Genomic DNA, 11,443 nt, shown 5'->3' with positions numbered 1-11,443 from the left:
GGCCGCGCGGCGCAGCAGGTGGGCGTCGAGCGCCCGCGCCGCCAGCTCCGCCCGGGACTGCAGCCGGTCGACTCGTCCGGCGGTCCAGAGGAGGTACGCCGACACCAGCGCGACGACCAGCGCCGCGCCCACCACCCACCACATGCCCGGCATCGTAGTGCTGCTCCGTCTCCTCCGGCCCCGGCCGGTCCCCGACGGTCGTCACCGCCGCACCACTGGCACCACCGGCGTCCCAGCGGCACGGGTGTCAGCCCAGCCCCGCCCATTCCTGGTCGATGACCCGCCCGTCGGTGGCCTCGATCGCCGCTGCGTATACCTCCAGAACACGGCGGGCAACCACCGGCCAGTCGAAATTCGCCACGACCTGGTCCCCGCAGGCGGTCAGTTCCGCCCGGCGGGCCGGGTCGTCGAGCAGGGCGACGAGGGCGGACCGCAGCGCGCCCGGGTCACCGTTGCGGAAGAGCAGACCCGCCCGGCCGCCGTCGAGGACCCGGCGGAACGCGTCGAGGTCGCTGGCGACGACGGTCGTGCCCGCCGCGAGGGCCTCGGTGAGGATCATGCCGAACGACTCACCACCGGTGTTCGGCGCCACGTAGAGGTGCACGCTACGCAGCATCCGGGCCTTGTCCTCCTCGGAGACCAGGCCCAGGAAGGTCACCTGGTCGCGCAGCGGGGTCGGGAACCGGTCGAACAGGTCGTCGGAGTCCCCGGGGCCGGCCACCAGCAGCCGCAGGCCGGGACGCTCCCGCGCCAGCGCGACGAAGGCGTCCCGGAGCACCGGGAAGCCCTTGCGCGCCTCGGTGAAGCGACCGAGGAAGCCGATCGTCCCGCCCTGCCCCGGCGCGCACTCCCCCGGCCAGCCCGGCAGCGGCTCCGCGTCGACGAACTTGGCCACGGCCACCCCGTTGGGGATCTCCACCGCCCCACCGTCCATGTGCTCGACCTGCACCTTGCGCGCCAGCGCGCTGACCGCGATGCGGGCGGTGATCCGTTCCAGCACGATCTGGAGCGCGCCCTGGGCCGCGGCGAGCACCCGGGAGCGGGTCATCGCCGTGTGGAAGGTCGCGACCACCGGGCCGCGGGCGGACAGCACGGCCAGCATCGACAGGCTCAGCGTCAGCGGCTCGTGCACGTGGAGCACGTCGAAGTCGCCCCGGGTGATCCAGCGGCGGACGCGCGCCGTGGACACCGGCCCGAACGCGATCCGGGCCACCGAACCGTTGTACGGCAGCGGGACGGCCCGCCCGGCCGACACCACGTACGGCGGGAGCGGGGAGTCCTCGTCGGCCGGGGCGAGAACGCTCACCTCGTGACCCAGCCCGATCAGTGCCTCGGCCAGGTCCATGACGTGGTTCTGCACGCCGCCGGGTACGTCGAAGGAGTAGGGGCACACGATGCCGATCCGCACGTTGGCGCCCTCTCCCTCAGACCCGTCCGGTGGCCGGCGGTGGTGGTGCCGCGCCGTCCGCCGTGGCCCGCTGGTCCGGCCACATCCGCTGCAACATGTGCCAGTCTTCCGGATGGCGGGCGATGCCCGCCGCAAGTCCGTCGGCGATCCGCTGGGTCAGCGCCCGGGCCCGCTGGTCGAGGGGACCCTCCTCGGGGCCGGGAAGGGGAATCGGCCCGTCGAGGGAGGCGCAGGCCGCGTCCGGTTCGTACCACATCGAGGCGACGTAGAGAGGTGCCCCGGTGCGCAGCGCGAGCAGCGCCGGGCCGGGCGGCATCTTCGTCCGGGCACCGAAGAAGTCGACCTCCACCCCCCGGGCGGAGAAGTCCCGGTCGGCGAGCAGCGGCACCACCGCTCCGGCGTTGATCCGGTCGACCAGCACGTCGAACGTGGGCCGGGGGCCACCGTGGGTGGGCAGGATCTCCATGCCGAGCCCCTGCCGGAAGGCGAGGAACCGCTCGTAGAGGCCCCCCTTCAGCCGCTCGGCCACCGTGGTGATCGGCCAGCCGGTCGCCGCCACCCAGGCGCCGGCCGCGTCCCAGTTGCCGCCGTGCGGCAGCGCGACCACCGCACCCCGGCCGGCGGCCACGTCGGCGGCGAGCAGCTCGTGGCCGTCGAGGCGGAACCCGGCCAGGATCTCCCGCCGGCTCAGCGACGGCAGCCGGAACACCTCCATCCAGTACCGGGCGTACGACCGAAGGCCGGCCCGGACCAGCTCGTCCAGGTCTGTCTCGGGGAGGTCCGGGCCGACCACCCGGCGCAGGTTGGCGCGGAGTCGGGCCGTACCCGCGCCGCCGCGACGGTGCGCGCGGTCGGCGCCCGCCCGGAACGCCGCGGCCACGACGGGCCGGGGCAGCGCGCGGATCGCGCGCCAGCCGGTGACGTAGCCGAGTTCGGTGAGGTTCACCGGCGCCGGACCCCCGGCCCTGTGCCGCTCACCCCTGCCCGCCGGGGGCGGCGGGGACCTGCTGGGCCTGCCGGTACACGTGGGCCATCCGCTGGCCCACCGTGAAGATCGACACGGCGGCGAGCAGCCAGAGCGCGATCTCCAGGGCCGGGCGGACGCCGACACCGGTGAGCACACCGCCGACGCCGACGATGAGCAGCCGCTCGGTGCGCTCGGCGATGCCGACGTTGGAGGTCATGCCGAGGCCCTCGGCGCGGGCCTTGACGTACGAGACGAGGCCTCCCGCGGCCAGGCAGACCAGCGCGGCGGCGGTGCCCGTCCGGTCGCCCTCCCCCGCCAGGTAGAACGCCACCGCGCCGAACACCGCGCTGTCGGCCACCCGGTCCATGCTCGAGTCGAGGAAGGCCCCGAAGCGGGTGGAACCGCCGCTCATCCGGGCCATCGTCCCGTCGAGCAGGTCGGTGAGGGCGAAGACCGTCACGATGAGCGCACCGGCGACCAGGTGCCCACGGGCGCCGAAGCCGAGGGCGCCGACGAGCACCCCGAGGGTGCCCGCGACGGTGACCGCGTTGGGAGTGACGCCCGCTCGGAGCAGGCCGCGCGCGATCGGCTCGACGACACGGGTCATCCCCGCGCGGGCCGTCACTTGGAAGATCTTCGCCATGGCGGTCCCACGATAACGGTCCCGGCCCCACCGCGATACGGCCGGTCAGGCGACCCGCCCGGGGAAAGCTTGTGCCGTCCGGGTAACGGGTGTGAGATCGAGCGTGGAGAGGTGAGCCAGCTCACCCGTCCGACCGTCCCGTTCCCGCTTGGCAGCAGACCACCGGAGGATATCGCCGCGCACCCGCCCGAGCCGCACTCTCCGCGCGCGGCGGTCGCCACCAACCACCGGCTGAGGGAGGTGCGCCCCATGGCGCAGAAAAGTCAGGAGAAAGGGGCCACCGGCGGCGCGCCGGTGGTGACCGATCCCGGCAGGGTTCGCAACGTGGTGCTCGTCGGCCATTCCGGCTCCGGCAAGACGACACTCGTGGAGGCGCTGCTCGCGGCGACCGGCACGATCGGTCGCGCGGGGTCGGTCACCGACGGCACCACCGTCTGCGACCACGACCCCGCCGCCGTACGCCAGCAGCGCTCGGTCAGCCTCGCGTGCGCCCCGCTGGTGCACGACGGCATCAAGGTCAACCTGCTGGACACCCCCGGTTACGCCGACTTCGTCGGTGAGCTGCGCGCCGGCCTGCGAGCCGCGGACGCCGCGCTCTTCGTCGTCTCCGCCGTCGACGGCATGGACGCCGCCACCGCCGCCCTGTGGGAGGAGTGTGCGGCCGTCGACATGCCGCGGGCGGTCGCCGTCTCCCGGCTGGACCACCCGCGCGCCGACTTCGACGAGGCGGTGGCGCTGTGCCAGCGGGTCTTCGGCGACAACGTGATGCCGCTGTACCTGCCGATGCTCGGCGACGACGGCATCTCCACGGTCGGCCTGCTCGGTCTGATCACCCGTCGCGTCTTCGACTACACCGCCGGCCTGCCCGCCGACGTCCGGGAGCCGGACCCCGAGCACCTGCCCGCCATCGCCGAGTCCCGCAACGAGCTGATCGAGGGGATCATCGCCGAGAGCGAGGACGAGACGCTGATGGACCGGTACCTCGACGGCGAGGACATCGGCACCGACGTCCTCGTCGAGGACCTGGAGAAGGCGGTCGCCCGCGGCCACTTCTACCCGGTCGTGCCGGCCTGCGCGGAGACCGGCGTCGGCCTGGACGCGCTGCTGGAGGTGCTGACCGCCGGCTTCCCGTCACCGCTGGAGCACGACGTGCCGGCCGTCGCCGGGGTGGACGGCTCGCCCCGGCCGCCGCTGACCTGCGACCCGGACGGGCCCCTGGTCGCCGAGGTCGTCAAGACCACCGTCGACCGGCACGTCGGTCGGGTGTCCCTCGTCCGGGTGTTCTCCGGGACGCTGCGCCCCGAGCAGACCGTGCACGTCTCCGGGCACGGCCTGGCCGAGCGCGGGCACCCCGACCACGACGCCGACGAGCGGGTCGGGCACATCTACACGCCGCTGGGCGCGAGCCTGCGGGAGGTGGGTGCGTGCGTGGCCGGTGACATCTGCGCGATCACCAAGTCGGGCAGCGCGGAGACCGGCGACACCATCTCCGCCAGGGACGAGCCGCTGCTCATCGCCCCCTGGGAGATGCCGGAGCCGCTGCTGCCGGTGGCGATCGTGGCCCGTACCCGCTCCGACGAGGACGCGCTGGCCCGCAATCTGGCCCGGCTCGTCGCCGGGGACCCGACCATGCGGCTGGAACGCAACCCGGAGACCCACCAGCTGGTGCTCTGGTGCATGGGCGAGGCGCACGCCGACGTGGTCCTGGAGCGGCTGCGTGCCGGCGGCGTCGAGCTGGACACCGAGCCGGTCCGGGTCCCGCTGCGCGAGACGTTCACCGTCGCCGCCCGGGGCCACGGCCGCCACGTCAAGCAGTCCGGCGGCCACGGTCAGTACGCCGTCTGCGACATCGAGGTCGAGCCGCTGCCGCGCGGCGCCGGCTTCGAGTTCGTCGACCGGGTCGTCGGCGGCGCGGTGCCGCACAACTACATCCCGTCGGTGGAGAAGGGCGTACGGGCCCAGATGGAACGGGGCGTGGTCGCCGGCCACCCGGCGGTCGACCTGCGGGTGACCCTGGTCGATGGCAAGGCGCACAGCGTCGACTCGTCCGACGCGGCGTTCCAGACCGCCGGTGCCCTCGCGCTGCGCGACGCCGCCGAGAAGGGCCAGCCGACGCTGCTGGAGCCGGTGGACGAGGTGACCGTCCGGGTCCCCGACTCCTCGGTGGGCGCGGTCATGGGTGACCTGTCCGGGCGGCGCGCGCGGGTGCTCGGCAGCGAGCCGGACACCGCCGCCGAGGGACGCACGCTGGTCCGCGCCGAGGTCCCCGCCACCGAGCTGCTGCGGTACGCGGTCGAGCTGCGCGCGATGACCTCCGGCACCGGCACCTTCCGCCGCCACTTCGTCCGCTACGACCCCATGCCCGCCCACCTGGCCGAGCAGATCCGCAAGGAGAACACCCCCTGACGAGGGTTGGCCGGTGCCGGCCGTCCGCCCCGGCGGGCACGCCGTCACCGGTCCATCGCATGCATCTGATGCATCGCCCAGATTTGATGTAACCTACGGTCGTGGTGCTGACGACTGAAGCGGTCCCGGCATTCGTGCGCCTGGCCGCCCACCCGCTGCGATGGCGGCTGCTGACCGACCTTGCCACCAGCGACTACCGGGTACGGGAACTGGTCACCCTGACGGGCGAGCCGCAGAACCTGGTCTCCTACCACCTACGGCTGCTCCGCGACGGCGGGTTGGTCACCGCCACGCGCAGCAGCTTCGACGGCCGTGACAGCTACTACCACCTGGACCTGGACCGGTGCGGGGACGCGCTCGCCGGCGCCGGCGCCGCACTGCACCCGGCGCTGCGCCGGGAGCCGGCGACACCGCGCACACCCCCGGTCGACCCACGGCACTCGCCCCGCGTCGGCGTGCTGTTCGTGTGTACGGGCAACAGCGCCCGCTCACCGATCGCCGAGGCCCTCCTGCGTCACCGCACCGGAGGCCGGGTCGAGGTCGTCAGCGCCGGCAGCCGACCCCGGCCCCACCTCCACGCCGACGCCGTACGGGTGTTGCGCGACGAGTTCGACATCGACATCACCCGTCAGCGTCCCCGGCCTCTGGACGCGGTCGCGGGTCACCGATTCGACTACGTGGTCACCCTGTGCGACAAGGCCCGCGAGGCCCTCGTCGACTTCCCGGACCAGCCCCGGCGGGTGCACTGGAGCATCCCCGATCCGAGCACGGCGGGTGGCACCCGCCCGGCCGGCTACGCCGCCTTCCGGCACACCGCGGCCGACATCGACACCCGCGTCCGACATCTGCTGCCCGTCCTCGCCGCCGCGCGACCGTGAAGGAGATCCACCGTGACCGCACCCGAGCCGTACGCCAGCGTCCGCTACCTCGTGGACGACGTGCAGACCGCCGTCGACTTCTACACCGGCCACCTCGGCTTCACCCTGCACACCTCCGCCGCGCCGGCCTTCGCCGACGTGGTGCGCGGCCCCCTACGACTGCTGCTGTCCGGGCCGGCCAGCTCCGGCGCCCGCGCCACCCCCGAAGACGCCACCGCCGCCGGACGGAACCGCATCCACCTGATCGTCGACGACCTGGACGCCGAGATCGACCGGCTGCGCCGCGCGGGCCTGTCGTTCCGCAGCACACCGGTCGCCGGTCCCGGCGGACGCCAGATCCTGCTCGCCGACCCCGCCGGCAACCTCGTCGAACTGTTCCAACCCGCCGACCGGCGGGCCACCGCCTGACCCGGCACACCCCGGTCCGGCCCGGCCGGCGCGTCCGACCCGTCAGGGGCGGGTGGCGGGGAGCATGGGACTGGGCCAGTGGGGGCGGTCGGCCTCCCGCAATGCCGCCGCGCGGACGGCGGCAAGCTGGCGTTCGACCTCGGTGAACTGGTCCGGGGAGAGGGGGCCGCGGTCCAGGGCGGTGGCGTTCTCCTCGACCTGGGCGACGGTGCGGCAGCCGGGGATCGGAATCGTCCGCCCGCTGCGCGCCCAGATCCAACCCAGCGCGCCCTGGGCGAGGGTACGTCCGTCGGCGGTGAGCGCCGCCCGTACCGCACCGACCCGGCGCAGCCACTCCGGCGCCGGCCGGCCGCCCCGGAACCACTCCAGCCAGCCCGGCGCCATCCCGCGTACGTCGTCGCGGGGCAGCGTGGACCCGGCGGCGTACTTGCCGGTCAGCAGGCCCATGCCGAGCGGCCCCTGGTTGACGCTGGCCAGGTCGTACTTGTCGCAGACGGCGAGCAGGTCCGGTGCGTCGCGCAGCACCGACAGGGCGTGCTGCACGGCGGTGGCGTGCCGGGCGCCGTGCCCGAAGAGGGCCGCCCGGTCGGGCCGGTCGGTGCTCCACCCGTACGCGCGGACCAGCCCGTCGGCGACGAGGTCCTCGCAGGTGCCGATCAACGCCTCGGCGCGCGGCGCGGACAGGTCGGCCAGGTGCAGCTGGTAGAGGTCGATCCGGTCGGTGCCCAGCCGGCGCAGCGAGTCGGTGACGGCCCGGCGCAGGTACGCGGGCGAGGCGTCCTGCCCGGTGGCCCGACGGGTGGCCTCGTCGAAGGTGTGCCCCCACTTGGTGGCGATCACCGCCTCGTCGCGGCGGCCGGCGAGCGCGCGGCCGAGGATCCGCTCGGAGTGCCCGGCCCCGTACGTGTCGGCGGTGTCGAAGAGGGTGATCCCGAGGTCCAGCGCGCGGCGTACCGCGCGGACCGACTCGTCGTCGTCGACCGCCCCCCAGCCCAGCGGCTGCGTCCCCTCCGACCAGGGCCCGCCGATCGCCCAGCACCCCATGCCGAGGGCGCTGACCTCGATGCCGCTGCGGCCCAGTGTCCGCGTGGTGAGTGCCATCGACGCATCCTGCCACCTCGGGAGCGAGTGCCGCAGGGAGTCAGCTGGGCCAGGCGCGGGCGAGCAGGTCGCGGGTGTCGGTGAGCAGTTGGGGCAGGACCTTCGTGCGGCCGATGACGGGCATGAAGTTGGCGTCCCCGCCCCAGCGGGGCACGACGTGCTGGTGCAGGTGGGCGGCGATGCCGGCACCGGCCACGCCGCCCTGGTTCATCCCCAGGTTGAAGCCGTGCGCGTTGCTGACCTTGCGGACGACCCGCATCGCGGTCTGGGTGAACACGCCCAGCTCGACCGTCTCGGCCGGGTCCAGCTCGGTGTAGTCGGCGACGTGCCGGTACGGGCAGACCAACAGGTGACCCGGGTTGTACGGGTAGAGGTTGAGCACCACGAAGACGTGCTCGCCGCGGGCCACGACCAGGCTCTCGTCCGCCGGCCTGCCGGGGGCCAGGCAGAAGGGGCAGCCGCTCGGCTTCTCGTAGCCGCCCTCCGGCCGGTCCTCACCGGAGATGTAGGTCATCCGGTGCGGCGTCCAGAGCCGGTCCAGGCCGTCCGCCATGTCGCCACTGCCCGCGTGCCGTTCCTCCCCTGTCACGCCACCGATCCTACGTCCCGCCCGACGTCACCCCACCACCCCGGACCGTCGATGATTGACGAATGTAAGTTCATCGATGAAACTTTCATTCAATCGATTGTGATGACCGTCGATGGGAGCTGACCGTGAAACAACGACGCACCTCCGTTCTCCACCGTCTCGGCCGGGCGCTCACCGCCTGCGCCCTGGCCGCCGTCGCCACCGTCGTGGGCGTGACGGCGACCGGCGGCGCCGCCCACGCCGACGGCTGCTACACCTGGGGCCGCATGCTCTCCTCCGGCATGAGCGGCGAGGACGTGCGGCAGCTCCAGATCCGGGTCTCCGGCTACCCCGGCTACGGCGCCCGGATCACCATCGACGGGGCGTACGGCCCGGCGACCAGGTCCGCGGTGATCCGCTTCCAGCAGGCGTACGGTCTCCCCGCCGACGGCATCGCGGGCCCGCAGACCTTCAACCAGATCTACGCCCTCCAGGACGACGACTGCACCCCGGTCAGCTTCAGCTACGCCGAGTGGAACCGGTGCAACGGCGACTGGTCCGGCGGTGCGGTCTCGGCGAGCACCGCGAGGTTCAACGCGCTGGTCTCGATGTGGAAGCTGCAGGCGATGCGGAAGGCCCTCGGCAACGTGCCGCTCTACATCAGCAGCGGGTTCCGCAGCTACTCCTGCAACAACGCGGTCGGCGGGGCGGCCGGCAGCCGGCACCTGTACGGCGACGGGGTGGACCTGGTGGGGTCGCCCTCACTCTGCCGGCTCGCCCAACAGGCCCGTAACCACGGCTTCAGCAACATCCTCGGCCCCGGCTACCCGGGCCACAACGACCACACCCACCTGGGCAACTCCGCGGGCCAGTCCTGGTCCGCGCCGAGCTGCGGCATCTGACGGACCTCACGTCCACAGCCGCCGCCCACGGCGACGAGGTGTCAAAAGGGGCCCCCTGCTATGCCGCAAGCGATAACAGGGGGCCCTTCCTTACACCTCGGCGGACGGGCCGACGTTGGTGCGGGTGGAGACGACGTCGAGGACGTGGGTGACGGCCTCGGCGACCGGCACCCCGTTGCGCTGCGAGCCGTCCCGGTAGCGGAAGGACACCGTGCCGGCGGCCACGTCGTCGTCCCCGGCGATCACCATGAACGGGATCTTCTGCTGCTGGGCGGTGCGGATCTTCTTCTGCATCCGGTCGTCACCGGCGTCCACCTGGGCGCGGATCCCCTGGGCGCGCAGCGCCGCGACGAAGCCGTGCAGGTAGTCGGTGTGGTCCTCCCGGATCGGGATGCCGACCACCTGCACCGGGGCCAGCCAGGCCGGGAACGCGCCCGCGTAGTGCTCCGTGAGCACGCCGACGAACCGCTCGATCGAGCCGAACTTCGCGCAGTGGATCATGACCGGCTGCTGCCGGCTGCCGTCGGCCGCCTGGTACTCCAGCCCGAAGCCCTTCGGCTGGTTGAAGTCGTACTGGATCGTCGACATCTGCCACGTACGGCCGATCGCGTCCTTGGCCTGGACCGAGACCTTCGGGCCGTAGAAGGCCGCGCCGCCCGGGTCGGGCACCAGGTCGAGCCCGGTCTCCTTCGCGCACTGCTCCAGCACCGCGGTCGCCGTCGCCCAGTCCTCCTCCGAGCCGACGAACTTCTCCGGCTTCGACTCGTCGCGCGTCGACAGCTCCAGGTAGAAGTCGGTGATCCCGAAGTCCTTCAGCAGGCCCAGCACGAACGCCAGCAGGTGCTTGACCTCGGCCGGCGCCTGCTCGGCGGTGCAGTACGAGTGCGAGTCGTCCTGGGTGAAGCCGCGCACCCGCGTCAGCCCGTGGACGACGCCCGACTTCTCGTACCGGTACACCGACCCGAACTCGAACAGCCGCATCGGCAGCTCGCGGTAGGACCGCCCGCGCGACCGGTAGATCAGGTTGTGCATCGGGCAGTTCATCGCCTTGAGGTAGTAGTCCGCGCCCTCGAGCTCCATGGGCGGGAACATCCCGTCGGCGTAGTACGGCAGATGGCCCGAGGTGTGGAAGAGGCCTTCCTTGGAGATGTGCGGGGTGCCGACGTACTGGAAGCCCTCCTCGATGTGGCGGGCGCGGACGTAGTCCTCCATCTCGCGCTTGATCACGCCACCCTTGGGGTGGAACACCGGCAGGCCGGAGCCGATCTCGTCGGGGAAGCTGAACAGGTCCAGGTCCGCGCCGAGCTTGCGGTGGTCGCGCCGGGCGGCCTCCTCCAGCAGCTTCAGGTACGCCTTCAGCTCGTCCCGGGTCGGCCACGCGGTGCCGTACACCCGCTGGAGCTGCGGGTTCTTCTCCGACCCCCGCCAGTACGCGGCGGCCGAGCGCATCAGCTTGAACGCGCCGATCAGCCGGGTGGTCGGCAGGTGCGGGCCACGGCACAGGTCCGACCAGCAGACCTTGTCCTCGTTCGCGGCGAGGTTGTCGTAGATGGTCAGCTCGCCGCCGCCCACCTCCATGACCTCGTCGGTGTCGAGGCCCTCGCCCTTGACGTCGATGAGTTCCAGCTTGAACGGCTCGGCCGCCAGCTCGGCCTTCGCCTCGTCGAGGCTGCCGAAGCGGCGGCGGCGGAACCGCTGGCCGGACTTGACGATCTCCTGCATGCGCTTCTCGAGCTTGGCCAGGTCGTCCGGCTGGAACGGCTTGTCGACGGCGAAGTCGTAGTAGAAGCCGTTCTCGATGGGCGGGCCGATGCCGAGCTTGGCCTCCGGGAAGACGTCCTGCACGGCCTGGGCGAGCACGTGCGCGGTGGAGTGGCGCAGCACGTTCAGCCCGTCCGGGCTGTCCAGGCTGACCGGCTCCACGGTGGTGTCCTCGGCCGGCGCCCAGTCCAGGTCGCGCAGCTGGCCCTGCGGGTCGCGGACGACGACGACCGCCTTCGGGCCGGACGCGGGCAGCCCGGCCGCGGCCACCGCGTCGGCCGCCGGGGTGCCGCCCGCGGCGACCACGGGGGGGGGCACGCCGGGGGGGCGGGGGGGGGTCACCCGGACTACGACCGCACGTGACGGAGGTGTGATGGCCACCCGCCGGTGCAGCCCAATGG

At 73.0% G+C, this 11,443-nt stretch carries 10 protein-coding genes; 4 read left to right on the top strand and 6 right to left on the bottom strand.

What is annotated here, in order from left to right; genetic code table 11:
- Positions 1–247: 247 nt before the first annotated feature.
- Genes AB0I76_RS13070 through pgsA form a run of 3 tightly spaced genes read right to left on the bottom strand, consistent with a single transcriptional unit; the run spans position 248 to position 3,018 of the window.
- Entirely contained in the window at positions 248–1,408 is a 1,161-nt protein-coding gene (locus AB0I76_RS13070; protein ID WP_357034076.1) for a glycosyltransferase family 4 protein, read from the bottom strand.
- Positions 1,409–1,424: 16 nt separating this feature from the next.
- Entirely contained in the window at positions 1,425–2,354 is a 930-nt protein-coding gene (locus AB0I76_RS13065) for a phosphatidylinositol mannoside acyltransferase (protein WP_357034074.1), read from the bottom strand.
- 28 nt (positions 2,355–2,382) lie between these two features.
- Positions 2,383–3,018, bottom strand: a complete 636-nt coding sequence (pgsA, locus tag AB0I76_RS13060) for a phosphatidylinositol phosphate synthase (RefSeq protein ID WP_357034072.1) — start codon at positions 3,016–3,018, stop codon at positions 2,383–2,385.
- A 249-nt stretch (positions 3,019–3,267) separates the two neighbouring features.
- Between pgsA and AB0I76_RS13055 the strand changes: the two genes are divergently transcribed.
- The 3 genes from AB0I76_RS13055 (at position 3,268) to AB0I76_RS13045 (ending at position 6,710) form a co-directional block, all read left to right on the top strand.
- Entirely contained in the window at positions 3,268–5,424 is a 2,157-nt protein-coding gene (locus AB0I76_RS13055; protein ID WP_357034070.1) for an elongation factor G-like protein EF-G2, read from the top strand.
- Between the two features lie 101 nt (positions 5,425–5,525).
- Positions 5,526–6,302 (top strand): ArsR family transcriptional regulator, encoded by a 777-nt coding sequence (locus AB0I76_RS13050; protein WP_357034067.1) that lies wholly within the window; start codon positions 5,526–5,528, stop codon positions 6,300–6,302.
- A 12-nt stretch (positions 6,303–6,314) separates the two neighbouring features.
- Entirely contained in the window at positions 6,315–6,710 is a 396-nt protein-coding gene (locus AB0I76_RS13045) for a VOC family protein (protein WP_357034065.1), read from the top strand.
- A 42-nt stretch (positions 6,711–6,752) separates the two neighbouring features.
- Here AB0I76_RS13045 and AB0I76_RS13040 read toward each other — a convergent pair whose 3' ends face one another.
- Entirely contained in the window at positions 6,753–7,811 is a 1,059-nt protein-coding gene (locus AB0I76_RS13040) for an aldo/keto reductase (protein WP_357034063.1), read from the bottom strand.
- Positions 7,812–7,851: 40 nt separating this feature from the next.
- A complete protein-coding gene (locus AB0I76_RS13035) occupies positions 7,852–8,364 on the bottom strand; it encodes an HIT domain-containing protein (RefSeq protein WP_357034078.1) in 513 nt (170 codons plus the stop codon).
- 161 nt (positions 8,365–8,525) lie between these two features.
- On the opposite strand from AB0I76_RS13035, the gene AB0I76_RS13030 reads away from it, so the two are divergent.
- Positions 8,526–9,281, top strand: a complete 756-nt coding sequence (locus tag AB0I76_RS13030) for a D-Ala-D-Ala carboxypeptidase family metallohydrolase (protein ID WP_357034061.1) — start codon at positions 8,526–8,528, stop codon at positions 9,279–9,281.
- 90 nt (positions 9,282–9,371) lie between these two features.
- Here the strand turns inward: AB0I76_RS13030 and thrS are convergent, their stop codons facing one another.
- Positions 9,372–11,384 (bottom strand): threonine--tRNA ligase, encoded by a 2,013-nt coding sequence (thrS, locus tag AB0I76_RS13025; RefSeq protein WP_357034059.1) that lies wholly within the window; start codon positions 11,382–11,384, stop codon positions 9,372–9,374.
- Positions 11,385–11,443 lie beyond the last annotated feature (59 nt).

It is taken from the genome of Micromonospora sp. NPDC049799 (assembly GCF_040656655.1).
In the GTDB taxonomy this organism is placed as follows: Bacteria; Actinomycetota; Actinomycetes; order Mycobacteriales; family Micromonosporaceae; genus Micromonospora.
The sequence above is the reverse complement of the archived record's forward strand: the minus strand, read 5'-3'. Positions and strand labels throughout refer to the sequence as shown.

Excerpts from the sequence above, each read along its gene's own strand:
- pgsA (WP_357034072.1), bottom strand. The coding sequence starts at position 3,018 with ATGGCGAAGATCTTCCAAGTGACGGCCCGCGCGGGGATGACCCGTGTC.
- AB0I76_RS13055 (WP_357034070.1), top strand. The coding sequence starts at position 3,268 with ATGGCGCAGAAAAGTCAGGAGAAAGGGGCCACCGGCGGCGCGCCGGTG.
- AB0I76_RS13040 (WP_357034063.1), bottom strand. The coding sequence starts at position 7,811 with ATGGCACTCACCACGCGGACACTGGGCCGCAGCGGCATCGAGGTCAGC.
- AB0I76_RS13035 (WP_357034078.1), bottom strand. The coding sequence starts at position 8,364 with ATGGCGGACGGCCTGGACCGGCTCTGGACGCCGCACCGGATGACCTAC.